Annotated in this window: 16 protein-coding genes; all 16 read left to right on the top strand. The window is 39.2% G+C overall.

From position 1 onward, the window contains the following. Positions 1–302, top strand: a 302-nt coding sequence (rplL, locus tag RYK49_RS08490; RefSeq protein ID WP_314865436.1) for a 50S ribosomal protein L7/L12, incomplete at its 5' end; no start/stop codon positions are given. 140 nt (positions 303–442) lie between these two features. Next, positions 443–2,911 carry a dynamin family protein gene (locus RYK49_RS08485; protein ID WP_314830485.1) on the top strand — a complete coding sequence of 823 codons (2,469 nt, stop codon included), beginning with the start codon at positions 443–445 and terminating at the stop codon, positions 2,909–2,911. 27 nt (positions 2,912–2,938) lie between these two features. Beyond that, complete coding sequence (locus RYK49_RS08480; RefSeq protein WP_314830486.1) at positions 2,939–6,385, top strand: ATP-binding protein; 3,447 nt, start codon at positions 2,939–2,941, stop codon at positions 6,383–6,385. Positions 6,386–6,387: 2 nt separating this feature from the next. Further along, entirely contained in the window at positions 6,388–7,032 is a 645-nt protein-coding gene (locus RYK49_RS08475; protein ID WP_268701502.1) for an HNH endonuclease, read from the top strand. After that, a complete protein-coding gene (locus RYK49_RS08470; protein ID WP_314830487.1) occupies positions 7,022–7,399 on the top strand; it encodes a hypothetical protein in 378 nt (125 codons plus the stop codon). The genes RYK49_RS08475 and RYK49_RS08470 overlap by 11 nt, the downstream gene beginning before the upstream one ends. 207 nt (positions 7,400–7,606) lie before the next feature. After that, a complete protein-coding gene (locus RYK49_RS08465) occupies positions 7,607–13,051 on the top strand; it encodes a ZmpA/ZmpB/ZmpC family metallo-endopeptidase (RefSeq protein WP_314865434.1) in 5,445 nt (1,814 codons plus the stop codon). Positions 13,052–13,425: 374 nt separating this feature from the next. Next, a complete protein-coding gene (locus tag RYK49_RS08460) occupies positions 13,426–15,162 on the top strand; it encodes an ABC transporter ATP-binding protein (protein WP_125407285.1) in 1,737 nt (578 codons plus the stop codon). Positions 15,163–15,175: 13 nt separating this feature from the next. After that, positions 15,176–16,954 (top strand): ABC transporter ATP-binding protein, encoded by a 1,779-nt coding sequence (locus RYK49_RS08455; protein WP_314830489.1) that lies wholly within the window; start codon positions 15,176–15,178, stop codon positions 16,952–16,954. 56 nt (positions 16,955–17,010) lie between these two features. Next, the gene (locus RYK49_RS08450) at positions 17,011–17,565 is read left to right on the top strand and encodes a GNAT family N-acetyltransferase (RefSeq protein WP_314830490.1); all 555 of its coding nucleotides are present in this window, start codon (positions 17,011–17,013) and stop codon (positions 17,563–17,565) included. 413 nt (positions 17,566–17,978) lie between these two features. Further along, the gene (gene brnQ / locus RYK49_RS08445; protein ID WP_314830491.1) at positions 17,979–19,307 is read left to right on the top strand and encodes a branched-chain amino acid transport system II carrier protein; all 1,329 of its coding nucleotides are present in this window, start codon (positions 17,979–17,981) and stop codon (positions 19,305–19,307) included. Positions 19,308–19,464: 157 nt separating this feature from the next. Then, positions 19,465–20,175: a thiol-disulfide oxidoreductase-associated membrane protein CcdA2 gene (gene ccdA2 / locus RYK49_RS08440; RefSeq protein ID WP_314830492.1), complete on the top strand. Its 711-nt coding sequence runs from the start codon at positions 19,465–19,467 to the stop codon at positions 20,173–20,175. A 27-nt stretch (positions 20,176–20,202) separates the two neighbouring features. After that, the gene (locus tag RYK49_RS08435) at positions 20,203–20,523 is read left to right on the top strand and encodes a hypothetical protein (RefSeq protein ID WP_314830493.1); all 321 of its coding nucleotides are present in this window, start codon (positions 20,203–20,205) and stop codon (positions 20,521–20,523) included. Positions 20,524–20,593: 70 nt separating this feature from the next. After that, positions 20,594–21,157, top strand: a complete 564-nt coding sequence (locus RYK49_RS08430) for a redoxin family protein (RefSeq protein ID WP_314865432.1) — start codon at positions 20,594–20,596, stop codon at positions 21,155–21,157. 15 nt (positions 21,158–21,172) lie between these two features. Next, the gene (msrB, locus tag RYK49_RS08425; protein WP_314865430.1) at positions 21,173–22,282 is read left to right on the top strand and encodes a peptide-methionine (R)-S-oxide reductase MsrB; all 1,110 of its coding nucleotides are present in this window, start codon (positions 21,173–21,175) and stop codon (positions 22,280–22,282) included. 59 nt (positions 22,283–22,341) lie between these two features. After that, positions 22,342–23,076 (top strand): response regulator, encoded by a 735-nt coding sequence (locus tag RYK49_RS08420; protein WP_314865428.1) that lies wholly within the window; start codon positions 22,342–22,344, stop codon positions 23,074–23,076. Next, a complete protein-coding gene (locus RYK49_RS08415) occupies positions 23,073–24,776 on the top strand; it encodes a sensor histidine kinase (protein ID WP_314865427.1) in 1,704 nt (567 codons plus the stop codon). Before RYK49_RS08420 ends, RYK49_RS08415 begins: the two co-directional genes overlap by 4 nt. Positions 24,777–24,886 lie beyond the last annotated feature (110 nt).

Here is a 24,886-nt window from a genome sequence, read left to right as displayed (position 1 = left end):
TTGTAAAAGCTATCGAAGAAGAATTTGGTGTAACTGCAGCTGCTCCTGTAGCTGTAGCTGCTGCTGGTGCTGGTGAAGCTGCCGCTGCTAAGGATTCATTCGATATCGAATTGACTGCTGCTGGCGATAAGAAAGTCGGCGTTATCAAAGTTGTACGTGAAATCACTGGTCTTGGCCTTAAAGAAGCTAAAGAACTTGTTGATGGTGCACCAAACGTTATCAAAGAAGGCGTTGCTGCAGCAGAAGCTGAAGAACTTAAAGCAAAATTGGAAGAAGCTGGTGCTTCAGTTACTCTTAAATAATAGAGTTTCCATCATAGAAATCAACCAAGTCGAAAGACTTGGTTTTTTTGTATTCAAAAATCATTTTTATGTTAAAACGCTAACAAAAAATAGGATTCTATGATATAATTTAGACAGATTATTGCGATTTAGGAGATATTATGAATAAGATAAAAATCGTCAGCAATCCTTATGAAAAAAGGGTTTTATTTGAGCGTTGGAATAATCAGCTGAATTCATGGACATCTATTGACGAGGATAGTAATTCTAATAGCAAACTGATTAGTAGCGAGTATCAAATTGGATTTTTTCCTTTTAAAGTTTATGAGATTATAAATCAAATAATTACTGAATATTCTAATCCCGATGATGTATTGTCTATCTGTTTTTCAGGTAGTGACGATGAGTATCAAGAACTAGAACGTTTGATTACGGATATTAAGTTTGAGAATATTCAACTCGAAAAATCAGAAAATTATTTAGAAAATGCTAGAGATGTTTTGCCTGAAATAAATCGGATTTTTCAAAAATTAGATCCTTTAATAACAAAAAATATTGAGGATAAGAGTGGCGAGATACAGCAGCAATTAAAGAGGTTTTCAGATGCTTCTAACGATATTGTACCAATTTGTGTTTTAGGAACTTATAGTGCCGGTAAGTCAACATTTATTAATTCTTTAATTGGTTCCGAATTATTACCAAGTGCTGAAACACCTGTCACAGCAAAAGTTTACAAAATATCTTCCACACCTTATGATGATAGGGCAAGTGTCAGGATTACATTTAAAGGAAAAGATGCTAAAATTCAATTTCGAGATTATCAGTTAGTCGTGGATGGTTTAACTGATGGGGGAGAATTATTAACATCAATCAAAGAGGCTTTCGATGAGGAGAAGCCAGCTTCAATTATTGAAAAGGTACGTTTAGTTTTAGAGGAATTAAATGATATTTCAGATTCTGAAATAGGGGATTTGATTGAGATAGAAGTACCTTTTGGCAGAAGTACTCTGGATGATATAAATTATAAAATTGCTATTTTTGATACTCCGGGTTCAAATTCTTCTACTAATTTGCAACATTCAGATGTTCTGGATAAGGCTATGAAAGGGATGTCTAACGGTCTTCCTATTTTTGTGACAGATAGCAGTTCGATGGACAGTACAGATAACGATAATTTAAAAGATAAGTTAAAGAAAGTTGCAGGTTTAGACAGTCGTTTTACTATGATTGTGGTGAATAAAGCAGAAACTGCAGATATTAGCTTGAGAAGATTTAAAAAAGAATCTTTTAAACAAAAAATTATGAATCAATCGATACCGCGTGAACTGTACGCTCAAGGTATATTTTATGTTTCATCCATACTTGGTTTAGGGGCTAAACTGGATGGGAATCTTAAGGGAGAATTCTACTCAGAATTATTCAATACTTATAAAGCTAAGTATTCAGATCCAGAAAACGATTATTACAAGCAATTGTTTGATTTTAATATTCTCCCTAGGCAGATGATTTCTTCAATGGTTGAGACTGCAGAATCTAATTCCAATATAATCTATGCAAATAGTGGATTGTTAACAATTGAAGATTCAATTAAGAGTTTTGTAAATAAATATTCGCATTATGATAAGTGCCAACAAGCTAGGGATACTTTGAATCAATTGATTGGTATTACTGATAAAGAAATCGAAGAGAAAAATCAGGAATTGGGTAGTCGCAAGGTAGAGTTACAGAATAAACTTGATTCTCAAAAATCTGAAATTCTTGAAACAATTGATAAAAGCATATCTCGGGAAAGGGAAGACTATACTAGCCGATACCCTGAGGAAATGCTGAGTTATTTACAAAGCTTGACCCAGAATTTAAAAAAGGAAAGAGCAGAATCTCTGTATAAGGATTTCTATGAACATATAGCTCTTGAATATCCTGAAGTGATTGTTGATGATATTCATTCAGGAGCAGATGTCTTTTCAAAATTGAAAGGGCATATAGAAGATTCATTTAATAATTATAAGTTGGGTGAAGATAGACGAAGAAAGATTGAAGAACAGGCTTCAGCAGAAGTTCTTAATGTTATCAAGAAAGAGTTCAGTGAAAATTTGGTTATGGCAAAGGAGCGTTTTAACCAATTTTCAAAAGAATTTTGGGTTAATGCTACATCTGATGTTCGAAAAGAATTGGAGAAGGTTATTTCAGGCGATTTGGATATTCAGCCAGAGAAAAGAAAAGCTATTTCAGAAATCATTATTTCTTATGAAGAAATAGATTTTAATCAATTTGATTTAGGCAAATTTAATAGAGATGAATTAAGTTACATTTTTAGAATTGGTGACTATCGATTAAAATCAAATAAAATAAATATTTCAGGTCTGACTAATACTTATAATAAAGAATTTAAAGCTAAATTGACTGAATTTAGTGAGAGTATTCGCTCAGAACACGAACGTAAATTTAACAATTGGGTACAGGATTTGGGAAGTCTTATCAAAAACAACATTATTGAATTTAGTCCGGAACTGAAGGAATTGGATCAGAGAATTCAAAAGGTTATTAAAGAAATTTACAGCCTTGAAGAACAGCAAAAGCAGATTAAAACTTATGTAAATGAAATCAAGCGGATGATATCTTGGAAATAAGTGGAGATGTAGTTCGAGGGAAAAGTTATGGGAATAAAAAATTTAATCAGTAAAGCGGGAGCTAAAGCTGCAGACAAATTAGCGAAATTATCCGCCTTGAGTCCAGAGCAGCTAAAGGATGTCGAGGAACAAAAGGAAAAATATCTTGCAGATCAACCAGATATTAGTGATGGGGAATTTACTAGCAGACTATTGGCGTCATGTGGCGTTGAGGTGTTTAACTCTTATTTAGAACAGATAAAAGAGCTGTATGTTCCTTTAGAAAATTCTGCTGAATATAACGAAGATTTCAATCCAGCATATAATGTCCGTTATTTTAATATAACGAAATGGGTTACAGATAAGCGAGAAAACAGTCTAGAAAAATTAGTAAATGTCTATGAAGTGCTTTCTAATGAGAGATGTAATATTGCCTTGGTCTTTCATCGCACAGAGAATGATACAAAAGTCTTTCTAGCTGTAATTAATACGGAGAATGCTAGCGATAATGTCAATGTTGACAATTATAAAAAGCGACTTCTAGAAGCTATAAAAGGAAATTTTCCTGGTTCAACAGTCAAAGAAGAGATTGGTCGCGGGCGTATACCTTGCTTGAATAATCAAAAATCATACTCTGTAGCAACAGTATCTAACCTTCCAACTGCGAAATCTGAAAAATTTATTAGCCAAACAATTGAAAAATTGATTGATGGTATCATTCCTGAGGGACCTAGTCAAGATTATAGCTTGATTCTTTTGGCAAGTCCGATTCAGGATGTAGAAAATCGCAAGTTGCGGCTTTCTGAATTATATTCTGCTTTAGCTCCTTTCGAGAAATGGCAGACTAGCTACACTTTCACTGAATCTGACGCAACGACTTCCATGGCAACTTTCGGAGTTAATATTGGAGCTAGTGCTGGGATTCAGCATGGCCAAAGTCAATCGACTAATCAATCCCTAGGGAAGACACAATCTAGCGGAGATTCAACGACAGATTCAAGTGGTCAGACTGACGGAACTAACAGCAGTCATACTAGTGGTAGCAACAAAGGTTCATCAGATTCTTTTGGAGGAGGAGTATCTGCTAGCGGAAATGCAAAGCTCCCTTTTGTAGGTGAAGTAGAGCTTGGTGGTCATACTGACTATAGTCATTCTATTTCTAAAGGCTCTTCTGTTTCCGATTCAACTGGCAAAACCTTCGCTAAGACAGTAGGAAAAGCTGTTACTAAAACTGCTGGTAGAGCTATCTCTGAAACTTTGGGAAAGACTGCGGGAGTTTCTCGGGCGGTCAATTTTGGTTCCAACATCGGAGCAAATTTTGCCCGTGCCTCAAATGTAACAGCTACGGTTGGTAAGAATGAAGGGATTAATCAGTTCTTTATGAACCACAATATTCATCATGCATTATCTGTTTTGGATGAGCAGATGAAACGATTTGAAAAAGGAACTGCTCTGGGTATGTGGGAGTTTGCTGCTTATGTACTTAGCGAAGACCAAAATATCGCTAATAATGTCGCTCATACTTATCTAGCTCTGACTCAGGGAGAAGAGTCCTATATGAGTAAATCATCCGTTAATCTGTGGCGTGGTGATATGGGAGAGAGTAGTGCCGATACTCGAGAAATTGTTCACTATTTGAGGGATTTGCGACATCCAATATTTGCATTGAATCCTAGTATTTTAGAAAATGATGCGACTTATTATGTCTATCCATCTATAGTTACTCCTACTGTTCCTTTGTCTGGTCAAGAATTAGCTTATTCTTTGAATTTTCCTCAAAAATCTATTCCAGGTCTGCCTATTATAGAATGTACAGAATTTGGTCGAAATATTGTTTCTTATGATTTGGATGATAAATCTGAGCAAAACATCCGATTAGGAAATATTTTTCATATGAACCGCGAGGAAAGAGTTTCGGTAGATTTATCTTTGAATTCTTTAACGTCCCATGCTTTTATAACAGGAAGCACAGGATCTGGTAAGAGTAATACTATTTACCAGCTTTTAAGCGAAGCAAGGGAAAATAATGTCAAATTTCTTGTTGTAGAGCCTGCAAAAGGGGAATATAAACATGTCTTTGGCCAGGAAAAGGATGTAGCAGTATATGGCACGAATCCGAAATTAACACCTTTGCTCAGATTGAACCCTTTTAGTTTTTCTAAGGAAATTCATATTTTAGAACATCTAGATCGTTTAATTGAAATTTTCAATGTATGTTGGCCTATGTATGCTGCTATGCCAGCGGTCTTAAAAAAAGCAGTTGAAAAGTCGTACATAGATTGTGGATGGGATTTGCTTCAATCAAGAAATTCTTATGGTACAATTTATCCAACATTTGGAGACGTTGCTGAAAATATAAAAGAAATTATTGACTCAAGTGAGTATGATAGCGAAAATAAAGGCGCTTATAAAGGTTCTTTATTGACTAGAATTGAATCTTTAACAAATGGTATAAATGGAATCATTTTTTCTCAAGATGAACTATCTGAACAGCAATTATTTGATTCAAATGTGATTGTAGACCTAAGTCGGATTGGTTCTAGTGAGACTAAATCATTAATAATGGGAATATTAGTCTTAAAATTGCAAGAATATAGAATGTCTCAAGCAGAGATGAATTCTTCGCTTCGTCACCTAACCGTCTTGGAAGAAGCTCATAATCTATTAAAGAGAACTTCAACTGAACAGTCTTCAGAATCAAGCAACCTTCTTGGAAAAAGTGTTGAGATGCTCGCTAATGCTATTGCAGAAATGCGTACTTATGGAGAAGGTTTTATTATAGCTGATCAAGCACCAGGACTTCTAGATTTATCTGTTATCCGTAATACCAATACTAAAATTGTAATGCGTCTTCCTGATTTCACTGATCGAGATCTAGTTGGTAGATCTGCAAATCTAAATGATGACCAAATTTTGGAATTAGCAAAATTACCAAAAGGTGTTGCAGCAGTTTATCAAAATGAATGGATTCAGCCGGTCTTGTGCAAGGTGGAGAAGTATGATTCATTCGGAACAAATTATAAACCTCAAATAAATGATTTAAAAAATAAATCAATGGATACAATAGAAATAACTCGACTTATGATTGATTGGATATTGAATAAATGTATTTTGAGAGTGGAAAGCGATAAATATTTCTTTGATATAAAAAATCAGGTTTTAAAGTCTAATTTAAAATCAAACTTAAAACGACTATTCCTTAGTTACAGAGGCTCTATATCCGATGATGAGTCTAATGCTATTTTAAGAGAATTATTATATGAACTACTTGGAGCAAAATTAGCTATTGAAAACTCTAAAGGTATCGATAATATTTTTGAGTGGTCTCATTCTGTTGTTGAAGGCTTTAGACCTTATATAAAAGAATATAAATCTGAACAAATTAATTTAATATTATCACTGATTATTGATGAACAATCTCGTAGAGATACAGATTATGAGAATATATTCAAAAGTTTTATAGAAATATATAAAAATAAGGGAAGTGTTTGTTGATTATGGAAACTAAGAAAATAGATTCATTTATTACTGATAAAGTAGAGAATAATAATTTTAGAAAAGTTATGCCAGAAACAGCTATTACTCTAGAAGAAGCAAGAGATTTTACGAAAAATCTATTATCAAAAGATAACGGAAATAAACCATGGAAATTTGAAGAATCTGATATCGGAAAAAATGATACGAGAAAAATCCCCTCTGAAAATGGTAAATGGGAAGGGAAATCAGGTGACTCAAAATGGACCCCTTATGATGATTATGTGCATCCCAATATTCAAACTAATCCTGAAGGAAAAAATTGGGGAGAAATAAAAGAGAAGTATAATTTTGATGGAATTTATTTTAAAGATAGTGAACCTGATTTTTCTAAAGTGAGCAAAGGAACTGTGGAGATTGAATCATTTAGTGATAAAAGGCAAAAAAATTTTGCTAATGCTGATAAAGAACTGGCAAAAAAACAAAACACATCACCAGAAGAAATCAGAGCTTTTAGAAAAGAAAATAAACTAACTTGGCACGAAAGAAGTGATATGAAAACCATGGATTTAGTTCCCAGTGAAATTCATGGAGGAATAATTCATAGTGGAGGTATCGCTAAAATAAAGGCCATAAAGAGAGAAATAGGAGTAAGTAATGTACAATAGAGTGTTTGGTAATATGAAATTTGATTCTGGTTTTGAGATTGAATCTGAAATATGTTTGTTTTTGAAAAAGAAACCAATATGTATAACTGCAGAAGCGTACTGGGAATCAGATGATGTAACTTTAGCTCAAGAGAATGCTTTTTTGGAATTTAATAAGAAAAAGGGTGAATATGTTGCAAGATTGGAAAATCTAATGATTGTTAAATATGGTGTTGAAGCAAAGGAAAGATTTTCAGCTAAGCAAATTCTAATCAGTAGAGAGGGAAAGTTGGCTATTCTCTTTGATGATAGCGAAGATGAAGATGAAGGAATTGCTGTACAAATAATTCCAAACTATCGTATTGAGGAACAATCAACTTATTTATAATCATTTTGAACATTTATAGACTTCGATATTTTAAACGGGTGAACAGGCTATGTTTTTATTTTAAAACATAAGTTATCTAGATATATTATATAGAAGTTCTAGTTTGTATTATTATGAAATTCAGTTGAATGGATGCAATGATTTATCATTGCTCCTTCTCTGTTTAAAAGTTTTTATTCCATTAGGAATAATTTGAAAGGGATTTTAATGAAAAAGTTTTTTGGGGAGAAGCAAACTCGGTTTGCTTTTAGGAAATTAGCTGTCGGGCTTGTTTCGGCTGCTATTTCTAGTTTATTTTTTGTTTCTATCGTTGGGGTTGACTCTGTTCAAGCACAGGAAAAGTTCAATGTTCACTATAAATATGTAACAGATACTGAAATGACTCCGCAAGAAAAGGAGTTGATTGTAAGTGGATTTCCTAAAATGTCAGAAGGCAACGAGGAGACTTACTATCTTGTCTACAGGTTAAACTCAAATACTGGATCAAAAACCTTACCGAATACAGGTGACAATAACAATTCCAATACTATGATGACGGCTGGTCTGTTAACGACGATAGGATTGGTTGTTTTTGTTGTGTCAAAAAGAAAGGTTCAAAGCAAGTTCCTACTGACTGTTTTGGTGGGTGCTGGTGTCAGTGGAGGTTTGATACTATCCGTTGATGCACTGGAAAATGGTATCTTGCTACAGTATAATGCCGAATATCAAGTATCGGCTGGGGAAAGTCTGCCGTCACCGGGTGAGATCTCGGGCTATACCTATGTTGGCTACATAAAAGATGAATCGATTAAGAAATTATTAGACAATAAGATTCTTGATAATCAGCAGAATGCTAATGAGGATAAAGAAGTTTTAAACCAAAATAAGAATCTAGATTATTCTCTTTCTTTTGATAAGAATGGGCTGAAAAATCAAACTCTTGGCGTCAATACAATTGAGCCTCAAGATGAAGTCTTGTCTGGCCGAGTAGCTAAGCCTGAACTATTATACAAAGAAGAGATCGTTGAAACTGAGATAGCCTTTGGAGAACAAATACAGGAAAATCCGGATTTAGCCGAAGGTACTGTAAGAGTAAAACAAGAAGGCAAACCAGGACGTAAAATCGAAGTCGTTCGAATTTTTACGGTAGATAATGCGGAAGTTTCTAGGGAAGTTCTTTCAACAAAAATAGAGGAAGCGACTCCTAAAATAGTGGAAAAAGGGACTAAAAAGGTTGAAGTGCCTAGCGAAAAACCAGTAACTTCTAACTTGGTTCAACCTGAGCAAATTGCTCCCTTACCAGAGTACACAGGTGTCCAATCAGGGGCAATCGTTGAGCCTGAGCAGGTCGCTTCATTACCTGAGTATACAGGTACATTATCTGGAGCCATCGTTGAGCCTGAACAAATTGAACCGGAGATTGGAGGTGTCCAATCTGGGGCAATCGTTGAACCCGAACAAGTCGCACCGTTGCCTGAATATACAGGCGTCCAATCTGGGGCCATAGTAGAACCTGAACAAACGACTTCATTGCCAGAGTATACGGGAACTCAATCCGGTGCAGTAGTAACACCCGAGCAAGTTACACCATTACCGGAATACACAGGCACACAAGCAGGAGCAATCGTAGAACCTGAACAAGTGTCTTCATTACCTGAATACACAGGAACTCAAGCCGGTGCCATAGTTGAGCCTGAGCAGGTAGAGCCTCCGCAAGAGTATACTGGAAACATCGCACCAGCAGCGCCAGAAGCAGAAAATCCTGCTGAAAAAGCTGAGGAGCCGAAAGAGCAGAAGCAAGAACCAGAAAAGAATATCGAGCTAAGAAATGTATCTGATGTAGAGCTATATAGTCTATCTGACGGAAAATACAAGCAGCACGTTTCTCTGGATGCCATTCCAAGCAATCATGAGAATTATTTTGTGAAAGTGAAATCGTCTAAATTTAAAGATGTTTTCTTGCCGATTTCTTCAATACTCGATAGCACGAAAGATGGTCAGCCAGTTTATAAAATTACTGCAAGTGCTGAAAAATTAAAACAGGACATCGACAATAAGTACGAGAACAATTTTACTTTTTATCTAGCTAAAAAGGCAGAGAGAGAAGTCACAAACTTCACTTCCTTTAGTAACTTGGTTCAAGCTATAAATAATGATCTCAATGGAACCTATTATTTAGGTGCTAGTTTGAATGCCAATGAGGTCGAACTAGAAAATGGCGCTAGCAGTTATATAAAGGGTAGATTTACAGGTAAGCTCTTTGGCAGCAAAGACGGAAAAAATTATGCTATTTATAATTTGAAGAAGCCTTTATTTGACACTTTGAGCGCTGCTACTGTAGAAAATCTGGCTCTTAAAGATGTAAATATCTCAGGGAAAACTGATATTGGTGCCCTTGCAAATGAAGCGAATAATGCAACAAGGATTAACAATGTCCATGTAGACGGTGTTCTGGCTGGCGAACGTGGCATTGGTGGCTTGGTCTGGAAGGCTGATAATTCTAAGATTACAAACAGTAGTTTCAAGGGAAGGATTATCAACTCCTATGAAACGAGGGCACCATACAATATTGGAGGATTAGTAGGTCAACTGACTGGCATCAATGCAGTAGTTGATAAGTCAAAAGCTACGATTACCATCTCGTCAAATGCGGATAGCACAAACCAAACTGTCGGCGGCCTTGCAGGTCTTGTCGAGAAAGATGCTCTTATCAGCAATAGTTACGCCGAGGGTGACATTAATAATGTGAAGCGCTTTGGAAGTGTTGCTGGTGTGGCTGGCTACTTGTGGGATAGAGACTCTAACGAAGAGAGACATGCTGGAAGATTGCACAATGTTCTTAGCGATGTCAATGTTATGAATGGGAATGCGATTAGTGGCTATCACTATCGAGGAATGAGAATAACTGACTCATCTAGCAACAAAGACAACAGAGTCTACAAAGTGACTCTTGAAAAGGATGAGGTTGTCACCAAGGAATCTCTCGAAGAGAGGGGAACAATCCTTGATGCTTCTCAAATCGCAAGTAAGAAATCTGAAATTAACTCTCTTTCTGTACCGAAAGTCGAAACTTTGCTGACTGGCACTAATAAAGAAAGTGATTTTTCTAAGGTTGAAGACTATCAAGCCAGTCGAGCTTTAGCATATAAGAATATTGAAAAATTGCTGCCGTTTTATAATAAGGCAACCATTGTCAAATACGGTAATCTGGTAAAAGAAGATAGCGCTTTGTATGAAAAAGAAGTCCTATCTGCAGTCATGATGAAGGATAATGAAGTGATTACAGATATCGCTTCGCATAAAGAGGCAGCTAATAAGCTCTTGATTCATTATAAGGATCATACATCTGAAAAGCTAGATCTCACCTACCAATCTGACTTTAGTAAGTTAGCGGAATATCGTGTGGGCGATACAGGTCTCATCTATACGCCAAATCAATTCTTACAAAATCATAGTTCAATCGTCAATGAAGTTTTGCCTGATTTGAAAGCAGTCGATTATCAGTCAGAGGCTATCAGAAACACCCTAGGTATTTCTTCAGGCGTTTCACTGACGGAATTATACTTAGAAGAGCAGTTTGCTAAAACCAAGGAAAATCTAGCAAATACACTGGAAAAACTGTTGTCTGCCGATGCAGTCATTGCCAGCGAAAATCAAACGATTAATGGTTACGTCGTAGATAAAATCAAACGAAATAAGGAAGCCTTGCTTCTAGGTTTGACCTATTTAGAGCGCTGGTACAACTTTAACTATGGTGATGTGAATATCAAAGACATAGTCATGTATCACATGGATTTCTTTGGTAAGGGCAACGTATCACCGCTAGACACGATCATTGAATTAGGTAAATCAGGCTATAACAATCTTCTGGCCAAGAACAACGTAGATGCCTATAGCATCAGCCTTGCAAATAATAATGCAACAAAAGATTTGTTTAGCACGCTTGCCAATTACCGAAAGGTATTTTTACCAAACAAAACAAATAATCAATGGTTCAAAGAGCAAACCAAGGCTTATATCGTTGAAGAAAAATCAGCTATTGATGAGGTGAGGGTCAAACAAGAGCAGGCTGGCAGCAAATATTCTATCGGGGTGTATGACAGAATTACCAGCGACACTTGGAAGTACCGGAATATGGTTCTACCTTTGCTGACAATGCCTGAAAGATCGGTCTTTGTCATCTCGACTATATCCAGTCTGGGTTTTGGTGCCTATGACAGATATAGAAATAATGAGCATAGAGCAGGAGCAGAACTCAATAAGTTTGTTGAGGATAATGCCCAAGAAACCGCAAAACGTCAACGCGACCATTATGATTATTGGTATAGAATATTAGACGAGCAGAGCCGTGAAAAGCTCTATCGAAATATCTTGGTCTATGACGCCTATAAGTTTGGAGATGATACTACTGTCGGCAAGGCTACAGCGGAGGCGCAATTTGACAGTTCTAATCCAGCTATGAAGTATTTCTTCGGACCAGTTGGAAATAAGGTCGTACACAATAAGCACGGAGCTTACGCTACTGGGGACAGTGTTTACTACATGGGCTATCGGATGTTAGACAAGGACGGAGCCATTACCTATACCCATGAAATGACGCATGATTCTGATAACGAGATCTATTTAGGCGGATATGGAAGAAGAAGCGGTCTTGGTCCTGAATTCTTTGCCAAGGGCTTGTTGCAAGCACCGGATCATCCAGATGATGCGACAATCACAGTCAACTCAATTCTCAAATATGACAAGAATGATGCGTCTGAAAAATCTCGTTTGCAGGTCCTAGACCCAACTAAACGTTTCCAAAATGCGGATGATTTGAAAAACTATGTTCACAACATGTTTGATGTCATTTATATGTTGGAATATCTAGAAGGGATGTCAATCGTTAACCGTCTGTCCGATGTGCAGAAAGTGAACGCGCTGAGAAAAGTCGAGAATAAATATTCCCGAGATGCTGATGGAAATGATGTTTACGCAACGAATGTGATAAAAAATATTACAATGGCGGATGCGCAAAAATTAAACTCATTCGACAGTCTCATTGAAAATGATATTGTTTCGGCGCGTGAGTACAAAAACGGCGACGTTGAAAGAAATGGTTACCATACGATTAAACTCTTCTCTCCGATTTATTCTGCATTAAGCAGTGAAAAAGGAACGCCTGGAGATCTTATGGGACGGCGTATGGCTTATGAGCTTCTGGCAGCCAAAGGCTTCAAAGATGGTATGGTCCCTTATATCTCTAACCAGTATGAAGATGATGCCAAGCAAAACGGGAAAACAATCAGTATCTATGGTAAGACCAGAGGTCTGGTAACAGATGACTTGGTTTTACGCAAGGTCTTCAATGGTCAGTTTAATAATTGGACAGAGTTTAAGAAGGCTATGTATGAAGAACGTAAAAACAAGTTCGACAGCCTGAACAAGGTCACATTTGATGATACGAGACAACCATGGACAAGTTATGCTACTAAGACTATAAGTACTGTAGAAGAGTTGCAAACCTTGATGGATGAAGCCGTACTCAAAGATGCAAATGATAATTGGTATTCTTGGAGCGGCTATAAACCAGAACATGACAGTGCTGTCCACAAGCTTAAAAAAGCAGTCTTCAAAGCTTACCTCGATCAGACCAATGATTTCAGAACATCAATCTTTGAAAACCAGAAGTGATGGATTTGAGCTGTCAAATGGTCGGTAAAGTGGTAAGTCTGACAAATTGGTGCTGGGTAAGAGTTTGAATTACTCTTGGACTCAAATCTGCTTGCAGATAAGAAATTACAAACCTAGTGAAAGCTAGGTTTGTTTTTCTACATAAGTCAAGCAATTAAAACTGTAGTTGGTCTGCTTTCAGGCAGTTTGCTGCTGACAGTCATTTATGAGGCTGATGATAAGCAGAAAAAAGTCTGAAATGACCTTTACCCTACTTCATATTTTTGTTATAATATTTGTATTAAAGCGTGCATTTGCGCGCTCTTTTCTGTGTTTAGAAAGCACTTGGGTGCTTTAGAGTGAGTTATTTTTGAATAGATGGCGAAGGAGGAATTATGTTATACATTTGGTCTTATCTGAAGAGATATCCTAAGTGGCTAGTCTTGGACTTTGTTGCGGCAATCTTTTTTGTAATCGTCAATCTAGGTCTTCCAACTGTGCTGGCTCGGATGATTGATGAGGGAATCAATCCTAAGCAGACAGACCGTCTCTTTTTCTGGGCTTGGGTCATGTTTGGCGTTATTATCTTAGGAGTGCTGGGGCGAATCGTTCTGGCTTATGCGGCTGGGAAGCTAACGACGACCATGGTGCAGGACATGCGCAATGATCTCTATGCTAAGCTGCAAGAGTATTCTCATCATGAGTATGAGCAAATCGGTGTATCCTCTTTAGTCACGCGCTTGACTTCGGATGCTTTTGTACTCATGCAGTTTGCAGAGCAAACCCTGAAAATGGGTGTCATTACTCCCATGATGATGCTGTCCAGTATTCTCATGATTTTTCTGACCAGTCCGTCTCTGGCCTGGATTGTAGCTGTTTCAGTTCCTTTCTTGGCTGTCGTGGTCATTTATGTAGCGGTTAAAACCAAGCCCTTGTCTGAAAAGCAGCAGAAGACTCTTGATAAGATTAATCAGTACGTAAGGGAAAATCTGACTGGTCTGCGCGTTATTCGAGCTTTTGCAAGAGAGGAATTTCAAGAGAAGCGTTTTGCTGATGAAAATGAGGTCTATGCGCAAAACTCCAATAAGCTCTTTAAGCTGACTGGTCTGACAGAGCCACTCTTTGTGCAGATTATTATTGCGATGATTGTGGCCATTGTCTGGTTTGCCCTAGACCCCTTGCGGGATGGCAGTCTTGAAATCGGAAATCTCGTTGCCTTTATCGAATACAGCTTTCACGCGCTGCTGTCCTTCCTCTTCTTGGCCAATCTCTTTACCATGTATCCTCGGACAGCGGTATCGAGCCAGCGGCTCAAGGAAGTCATGGACATGCCCATCTCAATAAATCCTAATGAAGATGGTATAACCGAGACAGATACGCAGGGGTATCTGGAGTTCGACAATGTAACCTTCGCTTATCCGGGTGAGACGGAAAGTCCTGTACTGCATAATATTTCCTTCAAAGCCAAGCCGGGTGAGACTATTGCCTTTATCGGTTCTACTGGTTCTGGGAAGTCAACACTGGTGCAGCTGATTCCGCGCTTTTACGATGTAACACTAGGTAAGATTTTAGTGGACGGTGTGGACGTCCGTGAATACAATCTGAAGGCACTGCGTCAGAAGATTGGCTTTATTCCGCAGAAGGCTCTGCTATTTACCGGAACCATCGCGGAAAACCTACGCTACGGAAAGGAAGAAGCCAGCCAAGAAGAGCTGAGTCAGGCAGCTGAGGTGGCTCAAGCAAAGGACTTCATCGAGAGTCGAGAAGAGCGTTTTGAGACTCATCTGGCCGAGGGAGGCAGCAATCTATCCGGAGGGCAGAAGCAACGGCTCTCTATCGCTCGCGCGGTGGTCAAAAAGCCGGATATTTATATCTTTGATGACTCTTTTTCTGCTCTGGACTATAAGACAGATGCGGTGCTTCGTCGTCGCCTCAAGGAAGTGACAGGTCAGGCAACTGTGTTGATTGTAGCTCAGCGGGTGGGAACTATCATGGACGCTGACCAAATTATCGTTCTGGACCAGGGTGAAATCGTTGGACGCGGGAAGCATGAAGAGCTGATGGAAACCAATGATATCTATCGTGAAATTGCGGATTCGCAGCTGAAAAATCAAGCTTTGACAGAGGAATAGAAAGGAGACTGATATGAAAAACACATCTAGTTTTGCTCGTTTGTGGAGCTATCTAAAAGTTTATAAATTTGCAGTCGCCTTTGCGATCTTCCTCAAAATCCTCAGTGTCGTCATGAGCGTTGTCGAGCCCTTTGTCTTAGGTCTAGCCATTACAGAATTGACAAATAATCTGCTGGATATGGCTAAAGGTGTGGCTGACGCCCAGATTAATGTGTCCTATGTCGGCTGGGTCATGATTTTGTATTTTGTACGGGCGATTTTTTATGAAATCGGTTCTTACTATTCTAATTACTTTATGACTAATGCAGTGCAGGCTACCATTCGAGACTTGCGCGATGAACTTAGTCATAAGATTAATCGTATTCCCGTTTCTTACTTTGACAAGCATCAGTTTGGTGACTTGCTGGGGCGTTTTACCAGCGATGTCGAAGCTGTTTCCAATGCCTTGCAGCAGTCCTTTCTGCAGGTTATCAACGCAGTCTTCACTCTAATCTTGGTCATCGTCATGGTATTGGTACTCAATCTGCAGTTAGGTATCATTGTGGTAATTTCGATTCCGATTACCTACCTTAGTGCTCGCTTTATCGTGAAGAAATCCCAGCCGTACTTTAAACAGCAGGCAGATGCACTGGGAGCTATGAATGGCTTTGTTCAGGAGAATTTGACTGGTTTTAATATCTTGAAGCTCTATGTCAGAGAAGAAAGCTCCCAGGAGGATTTTCGCCAAATTACGCAAAATTTGCAGAAAATAGGTTTTAAGGCTAGCTTTATCTCTGGTTTGATGATGCCTGTTTTGAATGTCATTTCAGATCTGACCTACCTCTTGCTGGCTCTGCTGGGCGGTCTTCAGGTTATCGCTGGGCGCTTGACAGTCGGAAATATGCAAGCTTTTGTTCAGTACGTCTGGCAGATTAACCAGCCCATTCAAAACCTGACTCAGTTAGCAGGTCAGCTGCAGAGTGCCAAGTCTTCTTTAGACCGGATTTTCCAAGTGCTGGACGAAGCAGATGAAGTCAATGATAAGACAGAAAAGCTGGATCAAGATCTGACAGGTCAGGTTAGCTTCAAGGATGTGGACTTCCAGTATGTAGTAGACAAGCTGCTCATTCGGAATTTCAATCTGGAAGTCAAACCTGGAGAAATGGTGGCTATTGTAGGTCCGACTGGTGCTGGTAAAACCACGCTGATTAACTTGCTCATGCGTTTCTACGATGTAACCAAAGGTGCGATTACAGTTGATGGGCATGACATTCGCCATCTGTCCCGTCAGGACTACCGCAAACAGTTCGGTATGGTGCTGCAGGATGCTTGGCTTTATGAAGGAACCATTAAAGAAAATCTTCGCTTTGGCAATCTGCAAGCCACTGATGAAGAAATTGTAGAGGCAGCCAAGGCTGCTAATGTGGATCATTTTATCCGTACCTTGCCAGGCGGCTACAACATGGAAATGAACCAAGAATCAAGCAATATCTCGCTTGGTCAGAAGCAGTTGCTTACGATTGCGAGGGCTCTTTTGGCCAATCCTAAGATTCTGATTTTGGATGAAGCGACCTCATCTGTCGATACACGGCTAGAGCTCTTGATTCAGAAGGCTATGAAGACTCTCATGCAGGGGCGAACCAGTTTTGTCATTGCTCACCGACTGTCGACCATTCAGGAAGCAGATAAGATTTTGGTGCTCAAGGATGGTCAGATTATCGAGCAAGGAAATCATGAGAGCCTCTTGGCTGATAAAGGATTTTATTATGACCTCTATCAGAGCCAATTTTCTAAAAAAGCGGGAGAAGCTTGATAATGCTTGCTAATTTTTTTGACAACTGCTAGAATATTAAGCAAAGTGAGGTAGCAATGTCTTTAACGAGTCAAATTATTACAGCAGATTTTCCCGATTTGGATAAGGTTGAGGCCTTAAATCGCGAGGCTTTTCCTCTAGAAGAAAGAGTACCAATCAGCGAATTCCTTCGCTATACAAACGATGAACAATCCCATTTCTTTGCCTTTTACAATGAAGAAGAGTTTGTGGGCTTTGCTTTTGCAATCTACAATGAAAAATGCTTTTACGTTAGCTTCTTTGCGATTATGCCGCACCTTCGCAGCCATGGCTATGGGGGAGAAATTATTCATAAACTGACAGAGTTTTATCCAAAAACTATGGTTCTAGAGGTAGAACGTGTCGATGAAGAATGTGACAATCTAGAGCAACGTCAAGCACGTATGGACTTCTATAAGCGTAACGGCTTTCGAACGACCAATGCCTTTCTGGAATATGAAGGATTAAGCTTTGAAATCCTGTATTTGGGAGACCATTTTGATGAGGAGGCTTATCGAGATATTTTCCATATGCTGCAAGAGAAGAACTTTTTTGAATTCGAAATTAAGCACAGAAGATTTAGCGATGTGTAAAGATTGCTAAATGATTTATAGCCATTTTTTAAAAGGTTGAGATAAGATGTCTCAACCTTTTTGCTATAAAAAGTCTTTTATAATTTGTTTTTGATCGGAATGTATAATCTTATATTTTTCTCGAATTCAGCAACAGTAGAGTATGTCTGTTTAAAGAAAGTAGACCATCAAAAAAGATAGAGAGATGTTGGTAAAATATACGATTTAAAACAAACTTATTTATATTACTTTAAAATAAGCCTTAAATCTGTGGATAAGTGAGGATTTTGCCCAAAATTTCGGATAAACAATTCGATTTAAATCGGGTATACTCTTTTGATTTGAATCAATATTCTGAAAAATTCAAAAGTCTTGCGGAGCGGGCTTCTTCCGTATATAATGATAAAGCATGAAAAAATTTAAAGGAGATTCCTGTGATTAAAAAAGGTGCCTTGACAGGCTTGCTCTTATTTGGAATATTTTTCGGTGCTGGGAACTTGATTTTCCCGCCTTCACTTGGAACATTATCTGGCCAGTATTTTTGGCCGGCTATTGCAGGATTTGTCCTGTCTGGGGTTGGACTTGCAGTTTTGACTTTGATTATTGGAACACTCAATCCTAAGGGTTACATCTATGAGATTTCTAAGAAGATTGCACCTTGGTTTGCTATTGTCTATCTCGTTGCCTTGTATCTGTCAATCGGGCCCTTCTTTGCTATCCCGCGGACAGCGACAGTAGCTTATGAAGTTGGTATCGCTCCTATGCTGTCTAGAAATATGACAGGTATCGGATTGATTGTTTTCACGACCCTTTACTTTGCAGCGGCTTATCTGATTTCTTTGAATCCATCTAAGATTTTGGATCGGATTGGACGTATTCTGACGCCTGTCTTTGCAGTTTTGATTATTATCTTAGTTATTCTAGGAGCTTTGAAATACGGCTCAACTTCTCCTCAGCAGGCTTCGCAAGCTTATTCTGCGTCAGCTTTTGGGCAAGGGTTCTTGGAAGGTTATAATACTTTGGATGCCTTGGCTTCTGTGGCCTTCAGCGTAATCGCAGTAACAACTCTTAACCAGCTAGGTTTCAAGAATAAAAAAGAGTATGTTTCAACTATCTGGGTTGTTGGTTTGATGGTAGCGTTGGGCTTTAGCGCCATGTATATTGGTTTGGCTTTTCTGGGCAATCATTTTCCAGTTCCAGCTGAGATTATTGCCAAAGGCAATCCAGGTGTTTATGTCCTATCGCAGGCGACACAGGCTATCTTTGGACCTACAGCACAGATTTTCCTTGCAGCTATGGTTACTGTGACTTGCTTTACGACAACAGCTGGACTTATTGTATCGACTGGGGAATTCTTCCATAAAACTTTTCCTAAGCTATCTTACAAAGTGTACGCAACAGTCTTTACTTTGATTGGATTTGCGATTGCCAATCTTGGCCTCAATGCCATTATCCAATATTCTGTTCCAGTCTTGCAAATTCTCTATCCAATTACCATTGTTATCGTACTGATTGTCATTGTCAATAAATTCTTGCCACTGTCCAAAGTCGGTATGCAATTGACGGTGGCAACAGTGACTCTGATTTCCTTTGCGGGTATTCTTGGGCAGCAGTTCCATATTACAAAGGTAAGTGATATGGTAAATGCCCTTCCTTTTGCTCAGGCTTCTTTACCTTGGTTGGTGCCATCTCTAGTTGGAATCCTGCTTTCTCTCTTTTTGCCAAACAAGCAGAAGAGTGAGCGTTTTGAGATGGAAAGCTAATAGATAACATCCGCCACAATGTGGTGGATGTTTTTGCCCAATCCAGAAATCTCAAGCAATATAACATCAAATTCAAGTTTTTTCAAATCTTTCTCCCTATTTTTAGGGAGATTTTTATTTTATACTAGATTCAGAAATTGATAGAGAGGTTTTTGAAATGGCAACAAGTTTTTTGTTCTTTATTTCTGTTTTTCTGGCGGGAATTCTATCTTTTTTCTCGCCCTGTATTTTACCGCTTATGCCAGTCTATGTGGGGATTCTGCTGGATTCTGATCAGCCGAAAACGGTTCGATTTATGGGAAGAGACATTTCCTGGTATGGTCTAGCTAAGACGCTCTGCTTTATAGCTGGCTTATCAACTGTATTCTTGGTTCTAGGCTACGGGGCTGGTGCTCTAGGGCAAGTCCTCTATGCCCCTTGGTTTCGCTACGTTCTGGGCGGGATTGTCATTCTACTGGGAATCCACCAGATGGGGATCATCAATTTCCAGTTGTTACAAAAGCAAAAGAGCATCCAACTTAAAAAGAATAGTAAAAGAAGTGATTTTCTTAACGCTTTTCTCTTGGGTATTACCTTTAGCTTTGGTTGGACGCCCTGTGTGGGACCTGTTCTGAGTTCTGTTTTAGCAATTGCAGCTTCTGGAGGTAACGGCGCTCTTCAGGGAGGTTTGCTTATGTTGCTGTATACACTTGGATTAGCCCTTCCATTTCTAGCTATGGCTTTGGCTTCCGGCTGGGTATTACAGCGCTTTGCGAAACTCAAACCTTATATGGGAACACTTAAGAAAATCGGCGGTGCACTCATCATTCTCATGGGAATTTTGTTAATGCTTGGAAATCTAAACGTTTTAGCATCGTTATTTGGATAAATATTGTATAATTAAAGGAGAAACATCATGAAAAAAATCACTACACTTACAATCGCTGCACTTAGTATCTTTGTCTTAGCAGCCTGCTCTAATCAAAAATCAGATTCTGATATGAAGAAAATGGATGACAGCAGTATGATGAAGAAAGAAGATATGAAAAAAGATGACATGAAGAAAGAAGATATGAAAGACTCTAGCATGTCTGATGATAAAATGAAAAAGGATGATATGAAGGACTCTTCTATGATGTCCGACAGCAAGTCTGACATGAAAGATGATATGAAATCAAGCGATTCAAGCATGAAGGATGACATGAAAGATTCATCCGAAATGTCATCTGACAAATAAGAATTCCACCATAGGAAAGAAAGTCGTCAGTTTTGTCGGCTTTCTCCTTATTTTGAAAGGAAAGAAAACGATGAAGAAGTTATCGATAATGACTATCAGTCTGCTTTGTGTCGGCTTATTGGGAGCCTGTTCAAATCAGAAAATGAACTCGGAAATTTCTAAAAGTGATAAAAGCAATATGGAAACAAAAGCTGATTCTGAGCAATCTACCAAGATGGCTAAGGACTTTAGTCTGCAAGGAGTGGACGGGAAGACCTACAAGCTGTCTGATTTCAAAGGTAAGAAAGTCTATCTAAAATTTTGGGCTTCTTGGTGCTCTATCTGTCTGTCCACCCTTGCAGATACCAATGATTTGGCTAAGGAGCAGTCAGGAAAAGATTATGTTGTCCTGTCGGTGGTGTCTCCGACTTTTAATGGAGAAAAGTCTGCTGATGATTTCAAGGAATGGTACAAATCTTTGGATTACAAAGACTTCCCAGTTCTCATGGACACTAAGGGAGAATTGCTGAAAGAATACGGGATTCGCTCTTATCCATCTGCTCTATTCGTAGGCAGCGACGGTTCTCTTGCCAAGACGCATATTGGCTACATGAGCAAGGAAGATATTGAGAAAACATTGAAAGAAATCAAGTAGAAAGGAGCAATGAACATGGAAGGCAAATGGAAAATTCTTCTGGTTATGCTTGGTTTGCTTGTCTGCTTTGGACTGGTCTATGTGATTGCGGGAAATGGTAAGCAATCTTCTCCTGAGCAAATCAAGAAAGCCTCTATGAGCAAGACAGAAGCAGTAGCCAAACAAAAGCAAGAAGATGTCAAGGAAGAGGATAAGCGGGAAATTTATCTGGCTGGCGGCTGTTTCTGGGGAGTAGAAGAGTACTTTTCTCGCGTGCCAGGTGTACTTGATGCAGTATCAGGCTATGCAAATGGTAAAGGCGACACGACCAAGTATGAATTGGTCTCTCAAACTGGTCACGCTGAGACTGTTCACATCACTTACAATGCCAAGAAAATTTCGCTAAAAGAAATTCTGCTTCACTATTTCCGCATTATTGATCCAACTTCTAAAAATAAACAAGGTAATGATCAAGGTACTCAATATCGGACAGGTGTCTACTATACGGATGAAGCTGATCTTGATACTATTAACCAGGTCTTTGATGAGGTTGCTAAGAAATATGATAAGCCTTTGGCCGTCGAAAAAGAACCTCTAAAAAACTTTATCAAGGCAGAAGATTATCATCAGGATTACCTAAAAAAGAATCCTAATGGATATTGCCATATCGATGTCAATCAAGCTGCTTATCCTGTTATCGAAGCTAGTCGCTATCCTAAGCCTAGCGATGAAGAGATTAAGGCTAAGCTCTCTCCTGAAGAATACGCAGTCACACAAAAGAATGACACAGAGCGAGCTTTTTCTAACCGCTATTGGGATAAGTTCGATGCTGGTATCTATGTGGATGTGGTGACGGGAGAGCCTCTCTTTTCATCAAAGGATAAGTTTGACTCTGGCTGCGGTTGGCCCAGCTTCACCCGTCCAATTAGTCCAGATGTTGCGACTTACAAGGAAGACAAGAGTTTCAATATGACTCGAACGGAAGTTCGTAGCCGAGTTGGAAATTCCCATCTGGGCCATGTTTTCACAGATGGTCCTAAGGACAAGGGTGGCTTGCGCTACTGCATCAATAGTCTGTCAATTAAGTTCATTCCAAAAGCTGAGATGGAGGAGAAGGGTTACGGTTATCTTTTGGATTATGTTTAAGAGCATTTCGATTGGAAATTTGCTATAATGAATCCAGTATAAATAAGGAGTTGAATCTTGTGTATTCAATTATGATTGTAGAGGATGAGTATCTGGTAAGACAGGGGATTGCGTCCTTGGTAGACTATGAACAGTTTGGTATGAAAGTTATTGCCCAGGCTGAAAACGGAATAGAAGCTTGGCAGAAATTTCAGGAAAATCCTGCTGACATCCTGCTGACCGATATCAATATGCCACAGATGAACGGCCTCGCACTGGCCAAGCTAGTCAGAGACCAGGCTCCTGAGTGCCATATCGTTTTTCTGACTGGATATGATGATTTTGACTATGCTCGGACGGCCATTAAGCTAGGTGCAGATGACTATCTTCTCAAGCCATTTTCCAAAGATGATGTTGAGGAGATGTTGGCTAAGGTGCAGACTAAGCTCGATAAAGAACGTAAAAAAGCACAGATTCAAAACTTGGTCGATCAGGGGCAACGCTCTGAGTTGGAAGAGGCTATTCACGAGCGTCTAGCAGATTCAGAATTAAGCCTGAAGAGTTTGGCTTCCCAGCTGGGTTTCAGTCCCTCTTATCTCAGCGTTTTAATCAAAAAAGAACTAGGCTTGCCCTTTCAAGATTATTTGATTCAAGAGCGGATGAAAAAAGCAAAACTCTTACTCCTAACTACAGATTTGAAGATTTATGAAATAGCAGAGCAGGTAGGTTTTGAAGATATGAACTATTTTTCTCAGCGCTTCAAGCAGGTGGTTGGGCTGACACCTCGGCAGTTTAAAAAAGGAGAGGAGAAATGAAACGATATCCGCTTCTTATCCAGTTGATTGTCTATATTTTTCTGCTGGTTCTTTTCCTCTTGGGATTTGTTGGGAGTCTTTACTATCAGACTAGCTCGGGGACTATTCGACAGCTGACAGAGCGGACGACGCGTAATAGCATGGAGCAAAGCGGGCAGTTCATAGCTTCCTATTTGCAAAAATTAAAACAAACCACCTCCACACTGAGTAAGGAAGAAACGATTCGGAAGTTTGCTCAGAATCAAGAAAGCAGCGAAACGGCAGTTCAGTCTTTGATGAAAACCATCATTGAGACAGATCCGGATTTGGTGTCGGCAGTATTGGTTACCAAAGACGGGCGCGTGGTCTCGACAGATTCTCAAATCAGTATGCAGACATCCTCTGATATGATGAATGAAAAGTGGTATCTGGAAGCTGTCCATACCAAAGCCATGCCTGTCTTGACTCCTGCTCGCAAGGAGTCTCTATCATCGGAGAAGGAGAAGTGGGTTGTTTCCGTTACTCAGGAAGTAGTGGATGAAGTGGGACAGAATCTCGGTGTTTTGCGTCTGGATATCGGCTATAAGAGTCTCAAAGCCTATTTGGATCGGCTTCAGCTAGGGAAGAAAGGTTTTAGTTTTATTGTCAATAGCCAGCATGAATTTGTCTATCATCCCAAGAAAAGTGTTTATTCCTCCAGCCAGGAAATGAAAGCTATGCAGCCCTATATCTCGGTCAAGGACGGTTACGCAGACCAGAAACAGGCTTTTGTCTACCAAATTGATATCGCGGAAAGCGACTGGACTTTAATTGGCGTCGCCTCATTAGAGCAATTGCAGATGCTTCAGTCACAGATGCTTTATTCTTTTGTGGGAATGGGCATTTTAGCACTCCTGCTGTGTTTGACTGGTATTTGGTTTGTTCTGCGTTTGTGGATTAAGCCTCTGCAGAATCTACAAGCAGTTATTCTAAAGATTGGCGCAGGTGACTCAAACCTTCGGGCAGAAGCAAAGGGTTCTCCAGAGTTGGTTGACTTGGCTCAGCAGTTCAATAAAATGCTGGACCAAATTGAACAGCTGATGGAAGCTGTCAAGACTGAAGAACAAAATGTCCGCCGCTATGAGCTCCGAGCTCTCTCAGCTCAAATCAACCCCCATTTCCTTTATAACACCTTAGATACGATTGTCTGGATGGCTGAGTTTAACGACAGCAAGCGTGTTGTTGAGGTAACAAAGTCACTCGCTCAGTATTTCCGCTTGGCGCTCAATCAAGGACACGAACAGATTGCTCTTAAAGATGAGATTGATCACGTTCGTCAGTATCTCTTTATCCAGAAGCAGCGCTATGGCGACAAGCTCCAATATGAGATTGAGGAGGATGAATCTATAGCTGATTATAAACTGCCCAAGCTGGTACTTCAGCCTTTGGTCGAAAATGCCATCTACCATGGCATCAAGGAAATTGACCGACAGGGCATGATTCGGGTGACGTCGGCAGCAGAAGAGGGACAGCTGATATTATCTATCTATGATAACGGCCGAGGCTTTGATGTCAACGCCTCTATGGATGCGACTCTCCTTCGCTTAGGTGGTGTTGGTCTGAAAAATGTCGATCAACGCTTAAGATTGCAGTTCGGAGACGACTACCATATGGAAATCCAGTCCGAACCAGATAAATTTACCCAGATTAGTCTTTATTTGCCGCTAGTTACAGATGATTAGGTCTATTAAGTTTTAAAATATTCAAGCCGGTAGAATTCTCTCCGGCTTTTTACTGTTTGAAAAAAATGCACTGGTTGTGCTGTTCATCAAGCGAGTTTTTCTCTTTTCCT

This window comes from uncultured Streptococcus sp. (assembly GCF_963525625.1).
Lineage (GTDB): Bacteria > Bacillota > Bacilli > Lactobacillales > Streptococcaceae > Streptococcus.
Note: the sequence above shows the minus strand (reverse complement) of the source record. Positions and strands in the feature narration are given on the sequence as shown.

Bases quoted from the DNA above. Each gene is read 5' to 3' on its own strand.
- RYK49_RS08485 (WP_314830485.1), top strand. From the start codon at position 443: ATGAATAAGATAAAAATCGTCAGCAATCCTTATGAAAAAAGGGTTTTA.
- RYK49_RS08480 (WP_314830486.1), top strand. From the start codon at position 2,939: ATGGGAATAAAAAATTTAATCAGTAAAGCGGGAGCTAAAGCTGCAGAC.
- RYK49_RS08475 (WP_268701502.1), top strand. From the start codon at position 6,388: ATGGAAACTAAGAAAATAGATTCATTTATTACTGATAAAGTAGAGAAT.
- RYK49_RS08470 (WP_314830487.1), top strand. From the start codon at position 7,022: ATGTACAATAGAGTGTTTGGTAATATGAAATTTGATTCTGGTTTTGAG.
- RYK49_RS08465 (WP_314865434.1), top strand. From the start codon at position 7,607: ATGAAAAAGTTTTTTGGGGAGAAGCAAACTCGGTTTGCTTTTAGGAAA.
- RYK49_RS08460 (WP_125407285.1), top strand. From the start codon at position 13,426: ATGTTATACATTTGGTCTTATCTGAAGAGATATCCTAAGTGGCTAGTC.
- RYK49_RS08455 (WP_314830489.1), top strand. From the start codon at position 15,176: ATGAAAAACACATCTAGTTTTGCTCGTTTGTGGAGCTATCTAAAAGTT.
- RYK49_RS08450 (WP_314830490.1), top strand. From the start codon at position 17,011: ATGTCTTTAACGAGTCAAATTATTACAGCAGATTTTCCCGATTTGGAT.
- ccdA2 (WP_314830492.1), top strand. From the start codon at position 19,465: ATGGCAACAAGTTTTTTGTTCTTTATTTCTGTTTTTCTGGCGGGAATT.
- RYK49_RS08435 (WP_314830493.1), top strand. From the start codon at position 20,203: ATGAAAAAAATCACTACACTTACAATCGCTGCACTTAGTATCTTTGTC.
- RYK49_RS08430 (WP_314865432.1), top strand. From the start codon at position 20,594: ATGAAGAAGTTATCGATAATGACTATCAGTCTGCTTTGTGTCGGCTTA.
- msrB (WP_314865430.1), top strand. From the start codon at position 21,173: ATGGAAGGCAAATGGAAAATTCTTCTGGTTATGCTTGGTTTGCTTGTC.
- RYK49_RS08415 (WP_314865427.1), top strand. From the start codon at position 23,073: ATGAAACGATATCCGCTTCTTATCCAGTTGATTGTCTATATTTTTCTG.